The following is a 16,512-nucleotide window of genomic DNA, read 5'->3' as shown; positions in this document are numbered from 1 at the left end:
GCGCCGCTACTGCAGCCTAATGCAACCTACTGCAACCTACTGCGGCCGCAGCATCATGGAATGGCGCCAGCGCGCGGGCGCCATCTGCAGCGGCCGGTAGCGGCCGTCGGCCCATTCGGCAGACATGTCCGCATAGCGGCTGGACAGGGCCACGCCGCTTTGTCCGGTCTGGTAGATGAACAGCGAGCGCTCGGGCTCGGCCAGGTCGTAGATGGCGCGCAGCGATGCCGCATGGCGGTTGGCGAACGGCGCCCTGGCATCACCGGGCAGGTACTGTCCCACGTTGACGGTGTAGCTGTCACCGCCCGAAGGCACGCTGACATTGAAGATGCCTGCCAGCAGCCCCACGCTGCCCAGCGGCCGATGGCTGCTCAGGGCCGCATGCGCCGTACCCCAGCGCCAGCGGCCCAGGTCGCTGCCCTGCATGGACTGCAGGCGCACCAGCGCCCGGTCCAGCGCCTGGCTGACCTGGGCACTGCAGCCTGCAGCCGCGCACCACCAGCCGTCGCGGCGTTCCAGCATGCCTTCGATGCCTGCGCGGTAGTCGCGCTTGCCATAGGTGGCCGCAAAGGTCTGTGCGCCAATGCGCGGGATCACCAGGCCGCGCGTCAGTTCGTCCACCCAGGCGGCAAAGATCAGCGGCGCGGCCTGCGCAGCGTCCATGCGGCCGTCGAACTGCGCCATCACCCGGCGCGCCTGCGGGGCCAGCGGATGGGTGGCCGGCGCTTCGTCCAGGGCCTTGAGCATTTGCGGCAGCAGGGCGCGGGCGGCCAGCGAGGTCTGATCGTTCTGGATGGAGGCCATGCTGACCACGTCGTGCCTGTCCTTCGCATCGATGAGTTCGGTGATGCGCTGGTGCCGGTACGGCAGGCTCCAGTCCTGGGTGAGGAAGTGGGCATAGCCCTCGCGCGTGATGCGCTGGTTGGCTGTGGCCAGATAGCCCTGCGCCGTTCCATCGTCCTGCGGGGCCTGGTCGTAGGGCAGCCAGCCCTGCCAGTCGTAGCGTGCCTCCCAGCCCGGCGCGGGCGCCACGCCGCGCAGGTCGTTGTCGGCCGCGCGCAGCGGCACCCGGCCTGCGGCCTTGAAACCGATGTCGCCATGGACATCGGCCGCGACGATGCTCTGCATGGGCGAGTGGTAGTCGGCAAAGGCCTCGAACAGCTGGGCCACGCTGCGCGCCTCGTTGGCGCGCAGGCCGGCCTGCACGGTGAGGTTGTCGGTGTCCAGCGCCGCCCAGCGCAGGGCCACGGCGTAGCGGCGCTTGTCGAGCACGGCCTCGTACTGGGGCTGCACATCGCTGATCACGGGACCGTGGCGCGTGCTGCGCAGCGTGAGCTGCACATCGGCCCGGCCCTTGACCCTGATGCGCTCGCTGCGCTCGGTGAAAGGCGCCCAGCCGTCCGGCGTGCGGTAGCGGCCCGGGTTGCCTGGATCGATCTGCTCCAGGTACAGATCCTGCACATCGGGATTGGTGTTGGTAAAGCCCCAGGCCACCTCGCGCGTGCGCCCCAGCACCACGAAGGGCAGGCCCGGCAGGGTGGCCCCCACCACATCGATGGGCGCCAGCGGCGTGCCGTCCTGCGCATGGCCGGCGGGCGACTGCAGGCGCGCGTAGTACCAGATGGCGGGCGCGCTCAGGCCCAGATGGGGATCGTTGGCCAGCAGCGGCTTGCCGCTGACCGTGCGGCTACCCGACAGCACCCAGTTGTTGCTGCCCTTGCCGTCGTTGGTGCCCGCATCGCGCACCATGTCGCGGGACCAGCGGGCCCAGGCATCGCTCGCCTCGCCGGCGGCAGCCACCTTGGGCGCAGACGCCGCCTGTGCCTCCTGGCGGTACACGCCCAGCCCCCGGTAAAGCGCGGCCAGATCGGTGGCGGTGGCCGGCGCCTCGCCCGGATAGGGCGGCATCAGCTGCCACAGCTGCTGTGTGTCCAGTTGCGAGAGCGCGGCCAGCCGCGCGAACTCGTTGCCCCAGTTGCCGCCCAGGTCCAGCGCCATCATCAGCGCCCAGCCCACGCTGTCCTCGGGCGCCCAGGCCGAGCTGTCGCCTCCGCCCGGCGTGGTGCCCAGCAGCATGAATTCGGGCACCTGCGGATGCTGGCGCATGGGCAGGGCCGCATAGAAGGCCGCGATGCCCTCGCTGTAGGCCTGCAGCGCCTCGCGCGCGTTGGCGGGCAGGGATGCGTACTGGCGCCGCGCCGCGCCGCGTATGTCCAGCGCACGCATGAGCTTGTCGGTATCCAGCGTGGCCGGCCCGAGGATCTCGGACAGCGTGCCGTGCATCAGGCGGCGGTTGAACTCCAGCTGCCAGCCGCGCTCCTGCGCATGCACATGGCCCAGCGCGCGCCACAGGTCCTGCGGCGTGAAGGCGCTGATGTGGGTGATGTCGGCCTCGTCGCGCCGCACGCGCACGGGCTGCTCCAGGCCGGCCAGCGTGAGCTGTCCGTCGAGCACCGGCTGCACGCGCACGGCATAGATGGCCACCGCGCTGCCGGCCAGCAAGGCCGAGCCGACCAACGCCACGGCGCCCACGCTCCACCATCGCGAGTTCAGGATTCGCATGATTCCCATTCTTCTCCCTTCCCCCTGCTTTTTTTTCATATCGTAGCGTTGCAGTTTGTAGCATATGAACTGGTCCATTGCTCACATTGCTCACGACGAATCGTCAGCAAGTCTGGCCCCGCCTTCAGGCGACAATCAGCGCCCGCCCTGCGCAGTTGGATGCAGGGCGCCAGACAGAAACAGGAAGTACCAGGAATGTGGCCTTTCAGCCTCTTGAAGAAGCTCAGCCAGGACCCGCCCGTGGGCCAGCCCCGTGGTGACTACATAGGCTGCTACCTGCTGGGAACCGAGGCGCCGGGCCAGGCCGGCGTCAGCTACGTCTCGCTGGCCACCACGCGCGAGCAGCTGCAGGCCGATGCCCGCGCCTACCTTGAAGGCTTCGTGCGCGACCACCCCGAAGCGGCCGACACCGACCTGTCCGCCATCCGCTCCCTGCTGGAGAACCTGCCCCAGCGCCTGGACGCCCACCTGTCCGGCGACACGCGCGTGCCGCTGGCCGAGCAAGGCGGCACCGTGCTCTTCCTGCGCACCGGCATGCGCGCCCGCCGCAAGGAAAACGGCCGGTATCTCGAATAGCAGTCAGCCCCCCGCCACCGGACAGAGCCTCAAAAATCTGGCGCGGCCAAGAACAAGGGACAGCGAGCAAGGGCCTACGCCGGCCGCGCCGCCCCGCAGCGAGGCTGTCGTCCCCCCCCCCCGCGAAGCGAGAGGGGAAAGGCGCGCAGCGCCTCAGGGGGAGTTCTGCTTGTGCACGTCTTGCCAGCGCAGCATGTCGGTCACGCGCTCGGCCTTGTCGGCATCAAAGCCCAGGCGCTCCACCCGCTCGGCCGGATTGGCCCAGGTGCCGAACAGCAGGTCCCAGACGGGCAGGCCGTAGTTCTGCGCATGGTGGCCGTACTGGTGGTGCACGGTGTGCATCTCGGGCCGCTGCACGATGTATCCCAGCCAGCGCGGCGTGCGGATGTCGGCATGCAGGAACAGGTCGAACGCCCCCGTGAGGCCGATGGCGAAGGCGGCAGCCAGCGGGCTGGCCCCCAGCACCCAGTAGCTGGAGAGCGCGCTCAGCAGCACGGCGGCGGCCGTGTCCATGGGATGGGCGAAAAACGCCGTGAGCGCCTCCACGCGCGGCGCGCTGTGGTGCAGCTGGTGGAACAGGCGCCACAGCGTGTCCGACCGGTGCGTGGCGCGGTGCCACCAGTAAAAGACAAAGCTGGTGAGCACAAAGCTCAGTGCGCCCACGGCCCAGGCCGGCCATTGCCGGCCCACGTCCAGCAGCGCATGGCGGCGGATGCCGTCCGAGAACAGATGGCCTACCGCCAAGGTGGTGGCCAGCGTGCCCAGGCCCAACAGCGTGGACAGGATCAGCCAGCGCCGGTCGCAATGGTTGCGCGAGGCCGGCGCGATCACCTCGCGCGTGAAGATGCCGACGAACATCAGCGCCAGCAGCGGGTAGGCCGCGAACTCCCACATCTGCAGCATGCCGTCTGCTCCTTGCCGCTCAGTGCACGTGGCCCCAGTAGATCAGCGCATCGCGCCCTTCGACCGACAGCGACACGGGCGCGCCCACGGGCAGCATCACCTTGGTCGGCACATGGCCGTAGGGCAGGCCCTGCAGCACGGGGCACTTGACCTGGCTGCGCAGCCAGTCGATCACGGTCTGCAGCTTGAAGCCCTTGTCATGCGAGCTGAGCTTGAACTCGCTGAACTGGCCGAACACGATGGCCTTTTGCTGGGCCAGCACGCCCGCATGCAGCAGCTGGGTCAGCATGCGCTCCACGCGGTAGGGATGCTCGCCCACGTCTTCCAGGAACAGGATGCCGCCCTTGATCTGCGGGAAGTACGGCGTGCCCAGCAGGGACACCAGCACGGCCAGGTTGCCGCCCCACAGCGTGGCGCCGCCGCTGATGTAGAAGTCCTTGACGGCAGGCTTGCCGTCTTCGCGCAGGCCGATCTTCGGCATCTGCCAGCCCGCGCCCTCGCCCTGGCCGCTGAGCAGGTCGTTGAAGCAGTCCAGCATGATGTCGTCCACGCCGCCCTCGGCATCGGGGCGGCCGAAGTCGTGCACCAGCAGCGGGCCGGCCCAGGTGGTGGCGCCGGTCCTGGCCAGCAGGGCCAGCGACAGCGCCGTGAAGTCGCTCAGGCCCACGAAACGCGTGCCGCCTGCGATGGCCTTGGCCACGGCCTTGTACTTGATGCCCGGCAGGATGCGCGTGAGGCCGTAGCCGCCGCGCGTGGGCAGCGCAAGGTCGGCACCGCTGGCCGCCGCACGGTCGATGGCCGCCAGGCGCGTGGCGTCGTCGCCGGCAAAGCGCTGGTGGCTGCTCAGCGCATCGGCATCGATCTCCACCTGGTGGCCCATGGCCTCCAGGCGGCGCACGGCCCGCTTGAAACCGGCCTTGTCGCGCACGGCGCCGGCGGGCGAGTAGATGTAGATGTGGCGCGGCCCCTGGTCATGCGCGTGGCCGCAGCAGCTGCCGTCGGCGGCGTGCACATGCTTGTGGTCGTGGGCATCCCCATGGTCATCGGCACGCCCGTGGCCATGCACGCAGCACTGGCCGTCGGCTGAATGCACATGCTCGTGCGAGTGTTCTGCGGGAGCAGAAACGGGGGCTGAAACGGTAGCGGTAGCGGCTGCCGTTTTGCGGGGGGTGCGGGAACTGCGCGAAGTGGCCAAGGTGGTTCCATGCCGGCCCTGGCCGGCATGCTCCATATTGCAAGGGGAGTGAAGACGGGGACCTGGCGCCGCGCAGCCCCGGCAAGGGGCCGGCGGCGCAGGCCTACGGGCGGAAGTATTCCACAGCGTCGGCCACCATGCCGGCAGGGCACAGGGGAACCCAATGGCCGCACGGGGATAGGCGCAGTTGCGCTGGCGGCAGCTGTGGCAGCGCCTGCAGCCAGGCCTGGCGCCATGCGGGCGCAGGCATCAGCGCATCGTGCTCGCCGCCCTGCACCCACAGGCGCTGCTGTTGGCTCCACTGCGCCAGCAACGCCATCGGCAGGGCCGGCATTTCGGCCTGCACGCGGGGCCAGGCCTGCAGCGCGGCGCGGTGGCCGGGTTGGGAAAACGGCAGGTTCCAGGCCTGCGGCTGTGCGCCGGCCTCCCCACCCACCTCGTGCATGGCGCGGCCCACGGGCCATGACGGCTTGCGCGCCGCCTGCGCAAACCATTGCACGCAGGCATCGGGCGCCGGGCCTGCGGGCCAGGCATTCATGAGCCAGGCGCCGCAAAAACGGGCGGGCTCGGCCTGCGCCACGGCCAGACCCAGGCGCGCGCCATCGTCATGGCCGACCAGCACGATGCTCCGCAGGTCCAGCGCCAGCACCAGCTCGCGCAGCACTTGCACATGCCAGGCCGCGCTGTGCGCCTTCTCCTTCTTGGGCTGGTCGCTGCGGCCAAAGCCCGGCAGGTCGGGGACCACCACGCGATGGCCGGCCTGGAGCCAGCCGGGCAGCATGGGCTGGAACAGCTGGCCCCATGAGGGGCTGCCGTGCAGGCACAGCCAGGTCAGTGGTGCATCGCGCGGGCCTTCGTCACGCACGGCCAGGCGCAGGCCTGCCAGCGCCGGAAGGTCGCTGCGCCACTGCGGCTGGGCAAAGCCGCCAAAGGTGGAATCCGCATGGCGCAGCGCCGTGTCCTTGAGCGGATGCGGCTGGGCCGCGCGCTGCTCGGCGCGGCGCGTGCGAAAGAAGTCCGACATCAGGGCCGCGCATTCGCCGGCCAGCACGCCGCGCGTCACCTGCGTGTGGTGGTTGATCTGCGGCAGCGCAAACACGTCCAGCACCGATCCGGCCGCGCCCGTGCGCGGCTCGGCCGCGCCATAGACCACGCGGCCCAGGCGCGCATGCAGCATGGCGCCGCTGCACATGGTGCAGGGCTCCAGGGTCACGTAGAGCGTGCAATCGTCCAGCCGGTAGTTGCCCAGGCGCGCGGCCGCGTCGCGCAGCGCCAGCACCTCGGCATGGGCCGTGGGATCGCCGTGGGCCACGGGCGCGTTGCGGCCCCGGCCGATGATGGCGCCGTCCTTGACGATGACGGCGCCCACGGGCACCTCGCCAGCCCCGGCAGCGGCGCGTGCCAGCTCCAGGGCGGCGCGCATCCAGGCCTCGTCGTCGGCCTGCGGCAAGAAAGGGTGTTCGGCAGCCACGTTGTCAGCGCGTCAGGGCAGCGCCTTGCGCACGCCCTGCGCGTAGTGGTACAGCGTGACCACCGGCGCCTGCAGCTCGCCCTGGGGCGTGAAGGCAATCGGCGCCGTCACGCCCTCATACCGGGTCTGGCGCAGATAGGGGATATAGGCATCGGGCCGGATGGAGTCGGCCCGCACCATGGCCTGGGCCAGCACCATGGTGGCATCGTAGGCGTAGGGGCTGAAGACCTGGTACTGGTCGGCAAAGCGCTGGTCATAGCGCTGCTTCCAGGCAGCGCCGCCCGGCATGCGCTCCAGCGGGCTGCCGCCGACGGCGCAGGTCACGTTGCGCAGCGGCGCCGCGTTGCCGGCCAGCTCGGGCAGGCGCAGCGTGCACTGGCCGTCGCCGCCCAGAAAGCGCACCTTGTCCATGGCCAGTTGGGCCATCTGCCTGAGCATGGGGCCGGCCTGGGCATCCAGGCCGCCGAAGAAGATGGCGTCGGGCTTCTTGCCCTTGATGGCCGTGAGGATGGGGACGAAGTCCGTGGACTTGTCGCCGGTGTACTGCTTGTCCACGATCTCGATGCCCTGCTCGCGCGCCTGGGCCTCGAACAGCGCCACGATGCCCTGGCCGTAGGCCGAGCGGTCATCGATGATGGCCACGCGCTTGACGCCCAGCTTGCCCACGGCGTGGGACACCAGCGCATCGACCATGGCGCGGTCGTCGGCGATCACGCGGTACGTGGTGTCATAGCCCGACTGGGTGATGGCCGGGTTGCTGGCCGCAGGCGTGACCATGACGATGCCGCAGTCCTGATAGATGGACGTGGCCGGCAGCGTGGTGCCCGACTGCAGGTGGCCGACCACGGCCGCCACCTTCTTGTCGCACAGGCGCCGGGCCAGGGCCACGGCCTGGCCGGGGTCGCCGCCGTCGTCGCCGGCCTCCAGCTTCCAGTGCAGCTTGCGCCCGCCGATCTCCAGGCCCTTGGCATTGAGATCGTCCAGGGCCATGCGCACGCCGTTTTCCTCATCCTTGCCCAGGCTGGCAATGGGGCCGGACACCGGCCCGGCATGGGCAATGCGCACCACCAGGGGCGCATCGGCTGAACCCGGTGCAGCGGGCGCAGCGGGTGCAGCGGCCGTACCGGGTGCAGCCGCCGCAGCGGAAGCCCCTGCCGCCTGCCCGTTGGCCGGGCCGCTTCCCGGCAGCGCCCAGGCCAGGCCGCCGCTGCCCAGCATGGCGCACAGCAGGGCCGGGCCGGCCCACGGGAAATGGCGAATCGAGGCGTGCATGGCAACTCCTGGAAAAAACGGTCAATCAGTGAAACGGCGCCTTGGCCAGCGAAATCCGCTGCGGCGTGGCCATCTGGCGCTGCCCGGCCGGTCAAGGACTGGCGCAGCGAAAGCGCACCAGGCAGAGGGCGGAGCAGGCACGGGCCAGGGTGTCCGGCATGGCGGCCCGGCCCGTGCAGTGCGCATCCTAAAGGATAGGCAAAAACCGGCGCTGCGCGTCCGGGCATCGGGCGCATACCCCCTGGCGCGCGTTTTTTCGGGGCTGCGGCGATAATGCTGCGCCTCACCGCAAGCGGGCTGCGAGGTTTTCGTCGCCGGGCCGCCCCAAGACAAAAAGCGGCCCCCTTGGGGGGCAGCGGACCTTGCGCAGCAAGGGTAGCGTGGGGGCCAGTTTCCCCCGCATTGCGCCCGACGCCCGGCCCCCACGCCGGTGCGGGTACGAACACAGAACACCACAAAGCCCCATGTCCCTCCTGCCCCACCAGCTCGAACTCCTGTCTCCCGCGCGCGATGCCGACATCGGCATCGAGGCCGTGAACCATGGCGCCGACGCCGTCTACATCGGCGGCCCGGCCTTCGGCGCGCGCGCCACGGCGGGCAACGACATCCGCGACCTGCAGCGCCTGATCAACCACGCGCACCGCTTCGGCAGCCGCATCTTCATCACGCTCAACACCATCCTGCGCGACGATGAACTGGAGGCCGCGCGCAAGATGGCCTGGCAGATCTACGAGGCCGGTGCCGACGCGCTGATCATCCAGGACATGGGCCTGCTGGAGCTGGACCTGCCGCCCATCCAGCTGCACGCCAGCACCCAGACCGACATCCGCACCCCCGAGAAGGCCCGCTTCCTGCAGGATGCCGGCCTGTCGCAGATCGTCGTTGCGCGCGAGCTGGACCTGCAGCAGATCGCCGCCGTGCGTGCGGCCACCGACCCGGCGCGCACCACCATCGAATTCTTCGTGCACGGCGCGCTGTGCGTGGCCTACTCGGGCCAGTGCTACATCACCCACGCCCACACGGGCCGCAGCGCCAACCGCGGCGACTGCAACCAGGCCTGCCGCCTGCCCTACGAGGTGCTGGACGCCAGCGGCCGCATCATTGCCCACGAAAAGCACGTGCTGTCCATGAAGGACAACAACCAGAGCGACAACCTGCGCGCCCTGATCGACGCCGGCGTGCGCAGCTTCAAGATCGAGGGCCGCTACAAGGACATGGGCTACGTGAAGAACATCACGGCCCACTACCGCAAGCTGCTGGACGAAATCATCGAGGAGCGCGAATTCTCCGACACGCCGCTGGCGCGCTCGTCTTCAGGCAGCACCACGTTCAGCTTCACGCCCGACCCCGACCAGAACTTCAACCGCGAGTTCACCGACTACTTCGTCAACGGCCGCAAGGACGACATCGGCGCCTTCGACACGCCCAAGACACCGGGCCGCGCCATCGGCTGGGTCACCAAGGTGGGCGAGAACTTCGTGGAGATCGAGACCTCGAGCCGCGACACCGAACTGCACAACGGCGACGGCCTGTGCTACTACGACCTGCAAAAGGAACTGGTGGGCCTGCAGATCAACCGCGCCGAGTCGGTGGATGCGAAGAAGTCGCTGTGGCGCCTGTTCCCCAAGGACCCCATCGCCGGCTTCAAGGATCTGCGCAAGGGCCTGGAAGTCAACCGCAACCGCGACATGGCCTGGGTGCGCACGCTGGACAAGAAGTCCAGCGACCGCCGCATCGGCCTGTGGGCCGAACTCAAGGAAACGCCCGACGGCTTTGCGCTCACGCTGACCGACGAGGACGGCTTCACCGCCACCGCCGCCATCGTGCAGGAACACCAGGCCGCCACCGACGCAGCACGTGCCGAGGCCACGCTGCGCGAGCAGCTGGGCCGCTTCGGCGCCACCATTTTTTCCGTGCATGACATCGGCCTGCAGCTGAGCCAGCCCTGGTTCGTGCCGGCCTCGGCCCTGAACCAGCTGCGCCGCGACGCCGTCGCCGCGCTGGAGGCCGCACGCCAGGCCGGCTTCGTGCGCCTGCCGCGCGCCCTGCCCGTGGAGCCGCCCGTGCCCTTCCCCGAGGACACGCTGACCTACCTGGCCAACGTCTACAACCAGAAGGCGCACGATTTCTACATCAAGCACGGCGTCAAGGTCATCGACGCGGCCTACGAGAGCAAGGAAGAAGAAGGCGAAGTCAGCCTGATGATCACCAAGCATTGCGTGCGCTTTTCCATGAGCCTGTGCCCCAAGCAGGCCAAGGGCGTCATCGGCGTCAAGGGCACGATCAAGGCCGAGCCGCTGCAGCTGATCAACGGCAAGGAAAAACTCACGCTGCGCTTCGACTGCAAGCCCTGCGAGATGCACGTGGTGGGCAAGATGAAGCGCGCGGTGATCAACCAGCACGCCAAGGAAATGCAGGAGTTTCCGATGCAGTTCTACCGCACGCGGCCCGTGCCCTCGGCCAGCGCCTGACAGGCCTCGGCCTCCACCCACAAGCGCCCGCGCTCCGTCAGGGCCGCCAGCCACCGCCCCTCTTCCTGCTCCAGCCTGACCCAGCCCGGCCCCGGTGTGCCGGCAATGGGTGCATCGCCCATCAGCGCCAGGCAGCGCATGAGCACGCTGGCGCCCTGCCCCAGTCGCTTGCCCAGCCTGGGCAGGGACATGGGTGCGGGCTCGGTGGCCAATTCGCGCAGGATGGCGGCGGCCAGTTCTTCCATGCCTTGCACTTCAGGCCGCCATTTCTTCCAGCGCGGGAGACGGCACGGCAGGCAGCCGGTGCGCCACCAGCTGCACGGGAATGGACTTGGAGCTGGGCGTGCCCGCCACGATGGCCGTGGCCGACAGCGGCACCAGCGGATTGGTCTCGGGATAGTAGGCAGCGATGCAGCCGCGCGGAATGTCGTAGGCCACGAGCCTGAAGCGCTCGGCGCTGCGCTGCTGGCCGTCATCCCACACCGTCTGCAGGTCCACCCAGTCGCCATTCTTCATGCCCAGGGCGCGGATGTCCTCGGCATGGATGAAGACCACGCGGCGCTGGCCGAAGACGCCGCGGTAGCGGTCGTCCATGCCGTAGATGGTGGTGTTGTACTGGTCGTGCGAGCGCGTGGTGAACAGCGTGAACACCGGCGATGCGCCGGGGCTGCGCGCGGCGCGTGCGCGGTGCACGGGCGTGTCGCGCGGCACGGCGTGCACGAAGAAGCCGGCCTTGCCCCGGGGCGTCTCCCAGATGCGCTCGCTTGCCGCATTGCGCAGCTTGAAGCCGCCCGGCACGGCCACGCGCGCGTTGAAGTCGTGGAAGTCGTCGAAGACCTGCTCGATCAGCTCGCGTATGCGTGCATAGTCGCCAGCCAGCTCCAGCCAGGGCACGGGCCGCTGCGCGCCCAGCGTGGCGGCCGCCAGGCGCGCGACGATGGCGATCTCGCTGAGCAGGTGCTCGGACGCAGGCGGGTTGATGCCGCTGGAGATATGGACCATGCCCATGGAGTCCTCCACCGTCACGCCCTGCGGCCCGGTGGCCTGCATGTCGATCTCGGTGCGGCCCAGGCAGGGCAGGATCAGCGCCTCGCGGCCGTGCACCAGGTGGCTGCGGTTGAGCTTGGTGGTCACATGCACGGTCAGGTCGCAGCGGCGCAGCGCCTGCCAGGTGGCATGCGTGTCGGGCGTGGCCGCCGCGAAGTTGCCGCCCAGCGCGAAGAAGACCTTGCCCCTGCCCTCGAGCATGAGGCGGATGGACTCGACCACGTCCACGCCGTGGGCACGCGGCGGCTCGAAGCCGAAGACCTGCTGCAGCCGGTCCAGCAGCGCGGCCGGCGGCTTTTCCCAGATGCCCATGCTGCGGTCGCCCTGCACATTGCTGTGGCCGCGCACCGGACAGGCGCCCGCACCCGGGCGGCCGATGTTGCCGCGCAGCAGCAGCAGGTTGACCAGCATCTGCACGGCGGCCACCGAATGCATGTGCTGCGTGATGCCCATGCCCCAGCAGACGATGGTGCTGCGGGCGGCGATGTAGACCTCGGCCGCCGTCTGCATCTGCGCGCGGCTCAGGCCGGACTCGGCCTCCAGCAGGCCCCAGTCCTCGGCCCGCAGGTCCTCGGCCAGGGCCTCGAAGCCGGTCGTGTGTTCGGCGATGAAGGCATGGTCCAGCACGCCGCCGCACCCGTGCCCCAGTGCATCGTCCTGCGCGATCACATGCTTCATGATGCCCTTGACGGCCGCGATGTCGCCGCCCACGCGCAGCTGGAAGTAGTGCGTGCTGATGGGCGTGGCGCCCAGGGTGGCCATCTCCAGCTTGCTTTGCGGGTCCTGGAAGCGCTCCAGCCCGCGCTCGCGCAGCGGGTTGAAGCTCAGGATGCGCGCGCCGCGTTTGTGGGCTGCGCGCAGCTCGCCCAGCATGCGCGGGTGGTTGGTGCCGGGGTTCTGGCCGAAGATGAAGATGGCATCGGCCTGCTCGAAATCGGCCAGCTGCACCGTGCCCTTGCCCACGCCGATCTGCGGCTTCATGCCGCTGCCGCTGGGCTCGTGGCACATGTTGGAGCAGTCGGGGAAATTGTTCGTGCCGTAGGCGCGCACGAACAGCTGGTACAGGAAGGCCGCCTCGTTGCTGGCGCGGCCCGAGGTGTAGAAGATGGCCTGGTTCGGGTCGGGCAGCGCGTTCAGGTGGCGGGCAATCAGTGCAAAGGCGTCGTCCCAGGCGATGGGCCGGTAGCGGTCGCTGGCCGCGTCGTACACCATGGGCTCGGTGAGCCGGCCCTGGTCTTCCAGCCAGAAATCGCTTTGCGCCATGAGCTCGGCCACCATGTGCCGGGCAAAGAATTCGGGCGTCACGCGGCGCGCCGTGGCCTCGGCCGCCACGGCCTTGGCGCCGTTCTCGCAGAACTCGAAGGTGGAATGGTGGTTGCGGTCGGGCCAGGCGCAGCCCGGGCAGTCGAAGCCGTCGGGCTGGTTGGCCGACAGCAGCGTCTTGGCGCCCTTGACGGCGATATCCTGGCGCATCAGGGCCTGGCTCACGCTGCGCAATGCGCCCCAGCCGCCAGCGGCGCCCTTGTAGAACTCGATCTTTTGTTCGGACATGGGCCGGGAGTGTTCCGCCTGTCCATGATCCAGGTCAAATCACATCTCCAAATGGAGAGATTCAGCAAAGATATGAGCACGGCATCCTTGCCCTGCGCCATGCTGGCAACCTCCGCCCCGGACCACAGATGAACTCCACAGCCATACACACCGCCATCCCCGAAGACGCCGCGCTGATCGCGCCGCTGTTCGATGCCTACCGCCAGTTCTACGAGCAACCTGCGGATGCCGACGCGGCGCTGGCCTTCATCACGGCGCGGCTGGAGCGCGGCGAATCCGTGATCCTGCTGGCCCGCCGACCGGACGGCAGCGCCCTGGGCTTTTGCCAGCTCTACCCCTCGTTCTGCTCGGTGCTGGCCGCGCCCATCTACGTGCTCTACGACCTCTTCGTGGTGCCCGAGGCGCGCCGCCTGGGCGTGGGCCGCGCCCTGCTGCTGGCGGCCGAAGCCCATGCCCGCGCCACGGGCCATGCACGCATGGACCTGACCACGGCCCGCAACAACCTGCGCGCCCAGGCGCTGTACGAGTCGCTGGGCTGGGTGCGTGACGAAGTGTTCCTGACCTATGCGCGCCATCTGCAGGCTTGAGCCGCCAGCGGCCTAGCGCAGAACCCGCAGCTCCCGCGCCAGCGCCACGGCCTGGGTGCGGCTGCGCGCGCCCAGCTTGAGGTTGATGCTGCGCAGGTGGGTGCGCACCGTGCTGTCGGAGACGAAGAGCTTCTCGGCCATGGCCGCATTGGAGTAGCCCGAGGCCAGCAATTCCAGCACGCGCAGCTCCTTGCGGGTCAGGGGCTCGGCAAGCGCCGTGGCCGGCGCCGGGCCCTGGGGCGCATCCGCTGCCTGCAGCTCGGGGGGATCGGCGGGCTCGGCAGGCTCGCCCAGGGCAGACAGCAGCCGCTGCGCATGGGCGGCAGCCTCCGGCTCCGCCGGTTCCGTGCGGCGCGACAGTGAGGGCGACAGTGAAGGAGACAGCACGCGCTGCAGCACGGGCGCGAGCAGCGGCCCCTCATCGAGCATCAGGCGCACAAAGCCTTCGCTGGCCCCGTGGCGCAGCGGCTGGGCCAGCATGGCGGCGGCGGCGTCCAAGTCGCCGCAGCCCGCCTCGGCCAGCGCGCACAGCACCTGCAGCTTGAGGCTGCGGTGGCGGCGCCCGCGCAGTTGCGCATCGGCCAGCAAGGGGGCGATGGCATCGCGCACGTCACGGCAGTCGCCAAAGTGCAGCCCCCAGCGCAGCCGGGCGATGGCGATGTCCTCCACCTCGTGCGGCGGCAGGCGCAGGCGTTCCACGCGCGGCCATACGCCAGGGTCGTCGGCACGCTCCAGCGCCTCGGACGCGGCCGCCCGGTTGCCCTGCAGCACGAAGATGCGCGCATGTTCCAGCCGCGCGCTGGCCGTCACGCGCGGCAGCTGGCGCTCGTGCCCCAGGTATTCCAGTTCGGTGAGCAGGCCCACGGCGGCATCCACGTCGCCGCGCAGGAAGGCGATGCGCGCGCGCATGCGGTAGCTGGCGATCACGTGGTCGGGCAGGCCCACATCGCGTGCCAGCGGCAGGTAGACCTGCAGCAGGTGATCGGCGCCGTCGATGTCATTGCCCTCGTAGAGCACCCCCGCGTACAGGACGCCTGCCCAGGCATTGCCGTTGGTGGGGTTGTAGGCCGCGCTGCGCGGCGTGGCAGCCAGCGCCACCCTGAAACGCGCTGCCGCCTGGCGCAGCCGGCCGGCGGACAGGTCCAGCACGCCTTCCATGGCCTCGGTGTACATGCGGCTGAACAGGCTGCCGGCCTGGGTGCTGCGTGCCGCATCCAGCAGGCGGCGGGCCTCGTCGGTATCGCCCAGCACCGATGCCACGTAGGCCATGGCATTGGTCAGCGAGCTGTCCGCAAAGGGCCGGCAGCTGGGCAGGCGCGCCAGCGCCTCGCGGCCCAGTGGTGCAGCCTCTTCCACGCGGTCCATCATGGCCAGCAGCAGCGGCCGCAGGGCGATGACCAGGGCCTGCGCGGCAGGGTCGGCGGCCATGCCGGGCTCCAGCGCATCCAGCCACAGCTGTGCCTGCACGGGACCGCGGGTGAAGCAGTCGGCATAGGCGGCCACGGCCTGCAGCAGCGGCTCGCGCGCCAGCAGCGGCGCCGGCAGGGCCGTGAACCAGCGCGACAGCAGGCGCATGCGGCCCTGCTCCATCAGCGCCTCGGCATGGCGCGCCAGCAGGGACAGGGCATGCGGCAGGTCGCCGCCTTCCAGCGCATGCTCGATGGCGGGCACGGGCCGGCCGCAGGATTCGTACCAGCCGCTGGCCGCCAGATGCAGGCGCTGCACCTCGCCGGGGCGCTCGCGCTGCAGCTGGGCGCGAAGGAAGTCGGCAAACATGCTGTGGTAGCGCCAGCTGCGCCTGCCCTGCCCTTCGTCGGCCAGCGGCAGCAAGAACAGATGGGCCTGCTCCAGCGCCTGCAGCATGGCGGCGCCATCGGCGCGCGGCACCAGGGCCTGGCAGACCTGGGCATCCAGCGTGCGCAGGATGCTGGTGCGCAGCAAAAAATCGCGCACGGGCGCGGCCTGCTGTGCCAGCACGTCCTCGGCCAGGTAGTCGGCCACGGCACGCTCCGAGCCCGAGAAGCGCTCGATGAAGTCGCTGTGCGCCCCATACCGCTCCAGCGCCAGCGAGGCCAGCCACAGCGCGCCTATCCAGCCTTCGGTCTTGTCCACCAGGCGCGCCACGGCCTCGCGCGGCAGCGCGCAGCCGCGCAGGCGAAAGAACTCCTCGGCCTCGGCCGCTGAAAAGCGCAGCAGCGCCGCATCGATCTCCAGCAGCTGGCCGCTGGTGCGCAGCCGCCCCAGTCCCAGGGCCGGCAGCGCGCGCGAGCCTATGACCAGCCGGCCGTGCACGGGCAACTGCTCCATCAGCTGGCGCACCAGGCCCAGCACGGCATCGTTGTGCAGCACCTCGAAATCGTCGATGAACAGCGCAAACGACCGGCCTTCGCCGGCCAGCGACTGCAGCGCCCGGGACAGCTCGCCCGGCCCGTCCGCCTCGCGCTCGGCCATGCCGCCCAGGCCGCGCACGGCCGCACCCAGGCATTGCAGAAAGCGCGAGACATCGTTGTCGGCGGCATCCAGCGTGAGCCAGGCCGTGGCCTGCCCTTCGGCCTGCAGGCGCTCGCGCATCTGGCGCATGGCCGTGGTCTTGCCGAAGCCGGCCGGCGCACGCACCAGCACCACGCGGGCGCGCAGCGCCTCGGGCCAGCGCGCGGCCACCGCCAGGCGCGCCACCTGGGCTGCGGCCGCGCGCGGCGGGCTCAGCTTGGCCTGGGGCACATAGCCGGAACCGGGAGCAGGAATGGGCACTGGGGACGGCATGCGGGCGAGGAGCACATGGCAGGAGTGAAGGAGCGGGCACTTTCGTCGGTTTCGACGATGGCGGCAATGCGGGGTGATTCCTAGACTGGCCTGCAGATCATAGGCAGCGCAGCG

Annotated in this window: 11 protein-coding genes; 3 read left to right on the top strand and 8 right to left on the bottom strand. The window is 70.0% G+C overall.

The annotated features are described in order from the left end of the window. Window positions 1-36: 36 nt before the first annotated feature. On the bottom strand, window positions 37-2,571 hold the full coding sequence (locus AAN986_RS09255; RefSeq protein WP_047218407.1) for a penicillin acylase family protein: 2,535 nt from the start codon (window positions 2,569-2,571) through the stop codon (window positions 37-39). 186 nt (window positions 2,572-2,757) lie between these two features. Between AAN986_RS09255 and AAN986_RS09250 the strand changes: the two genes are divergently transcribed. Then, on the top strand, window positions 2,758-3,138 hold the full coding sequence (locus AAN986_RS09250; protein ID WP_016451406.1) for a hypothetical protein: 381 nt from the start codon (window positions 2,758-2,760) through the stop codon (window positions 3,136-3,138). 153 nt (window positions 3,139-3,291) lie between these two features. Here the strand turns inward: AAN986_RS09250 and AAN986_RS09245 are convergent, their stop codons facing one another. The 4 genes from AAN986_RS09245 to AAN986_RS09230 form a co-directional block, all read right to left on the bottom strand. Continuing rightward, window positions 3,292-4,041: a sterol desaturase family protein gene (locus tag AAN986_RS09245; RefSeq protein WP_016449226.1), complete on the bottom strand. Its 750-nt coding sequence runs from the start codon at window positions 4,039-4,041 to the stop codon at window positions 3,292-3,294. A 19-nt stretch (window positions 4,042-4,060) separates the two neighbouring features. Next, window positions 4,061-5,053: an LD-carboxypeptidase gene (locus AAN986_RS09240; RefSeq protein WP_034399682.1), complete on the bottom strand. Its 993-nt coding sequence runs from the start codon at window positions 5,051-5,053 to the stop codon at window positions 4,061-4,063. 286 nt (window positions 5,054-5,339) lie between these two features. Further along, the gene (gene tadA, locus AAN986_RS09235) at window positions 5,340-6,707 is read right to left on the bottom strand and encodes a tRNA adenosine(34) deaminase TadA (protein WP_277422858.1); all 1,368 of its coding nucleotides are present in this window, start codon (window positions 6,705-6,707) and stop codon (window positions 5,340-5,342) included. Window positions 6,708-6,719: 12 nt separating this feature from the next. Next, window positions 6,720-7,979, bottom strand: coding sequence for a branched-chain amino acid ABC transporter substrate-binding protein (locus AAN986_RS09230; protein WP_047218406.1), 1,260 nt, complete (start codon window positions 7,977-7,979; stop codon window positions 6,720-6,722). A gap of 464 nt (window positions 7,980-8,443) precedes the next feature. Here AAN986_RS09230 and AAN986_RS09225 point away from each other — a divergent pair, with 464 nt between their 5' ends. After that, complete coding sequence (locus AAN986_RS09225; protein WP_016451402.1) at window positions 8,444-10,450, top strand: U32 family peptidase; 2,007 nt, start codon at window positions 8,444-8,446, stop codon at window positions 10,448-10,450. Here the strand turns inward: AAN986_RS09225 and AAN986_RS09220 are convergent. After that, the gene (locus AAN986_RS09220; protein ID WP_012206611.1) at window positions 10,414-10,695 is read right to left on the bottom strand and encodes a hypothetical protein; all 282 of its coding nucleotides are present in this window, start codon (window positions 10,693-10,695) and stop codon (window positions 10,414-10,416) included. The genes AAN986_RS09225 and AAN986_RS09220 overlap by 37 nt on opposite strands. Before the next feature lie 10 nt (window positions 10,696-10,705). Continuing rightward, a complete protein-coding gene (locus AAN986_RS09215) occupies window positions 10,706-13,048 on the bottom strand; it encodes an FdhF/YdeP family oxidoreductase (RefSeq protein ID WP_047218405.1) in 2,343 nt (780 codons plus the stop codon). 128 nt (window positions 13,049-13,176) lie between these two features. Here AAN986_RS09215 and AAN986_RS09210 point away from each other — a divergent pair, with 128 nt between their 5' ends. Further along, window positions 13,177-13,635, top strand: a complete 459-nt coding sequence (locus AAN986_RS09210) for a GNAT family N-acetyltransferase (protein ID WP_047218404.1) — start codon at window positions 13,177-13,179, stop codon at window positions 13,633-13,635. A 12-nt stretch (window positions 13,636-13,647) separates the two neighbouring features. Here the strand turns inward: AAN986_RS09210 and AAN986_RS09205 are convergent, their stop codons facing one another. Then, the gene (locus AAN986_RS09205) at window positions 13,648-16,398 is read right to left on the bottom strand and encodes a LuxR C-terminal-related transcriptional regulator (protein WP_047218403.1); all 2,751 of its coding nucleotides are present in this window, start codon (window positions 16,396-16,398) and stop codon (window positions 13,648-13,650) included. Window positions 16,399-16,512: the final 114 nt, after the last annotated feature.

Source organism: Delftia sp. DS1230 (assembly GCF_040112715.1).
Taxonomy (GTDB): Bacteria; Pseudomonadota; Gammaproteobacteria; order Burkholderiales; family Burkholderiaceae_C; genus Comamonas; species Comamonas tsuruhatensis.
Note: the sequence above shows the minus strand (reverse complement) of the source record. Positions and strands in the feature narration are given on the sequence as shown.

Bases quoted from the DNA above. Each gene is read 5' to 3' on its own strand.
- AAN986_RS09225 (WP_016451402.1), top strand. From the start codon at position 8,444: ATGTCCCTCCTGCCCCACCAGCTCGAACTCCTGTCTCCCGCGCGCGAT.
- AAN986_RS09205 (WP_047218403.1), bottom strand. From the start codon at position 16,398: ATGCCGTCCCCAGTGCCCATTCCTGCTCCCGGTTCCGGCTATGTGCCC.
- AAN986_RS09230 (WP_047218406.1), bottom strand. From the start codon at position 7,979: ATGCACGCCTCGATTCGCCATTTCCCGTGGGCCGGCCCGGCCCTGCTG.
- AAN986_RS09245 (WP_016449226.1), bottom strand. From the start codon at position 4,041: ATGCTGCAGATGTGGGAGTTCGCGGCCTACCCGCTGCTGGCGCTGATG.
- AAN986_RS09250 (WP_016451406.1), top strand. From the start codon at position 2,758: ATGTGGCCTTTCAGCCTCTTGAAGAAGCTCAGCCAGGACCCGCCCGTG.
- AAN986_RS09210 (WP_047218404.1), top strand. From the start codon at position 13,177: ATGAACTCCACAGCCATACACACCGCCATCCCCGAAGACGCCGCGCTG.
- AAN986_RS09255 (WP_047218407.1), bottom strand. From the start codon at position 2,571: ATGGGAATCATGCGAATCCTGAACTCGCGATGGTGGAGCGTGGGCGCC.
- AAN986_RS09220 (WP_012206611.1), bottom strand. From the start codon at position 10,695: ATGGAAGAACTGGCCGCCGCCATCCTGCGCGAATTGGCCACCGAGCCC.
- AAN986_RS09215 (WP_047218405.1), bottom strand. From the start codon at position 13,048: ATGTCCGAACAAAAGATCGAGTTCTACAAGGGCGCCGCTGGCGGCTGG.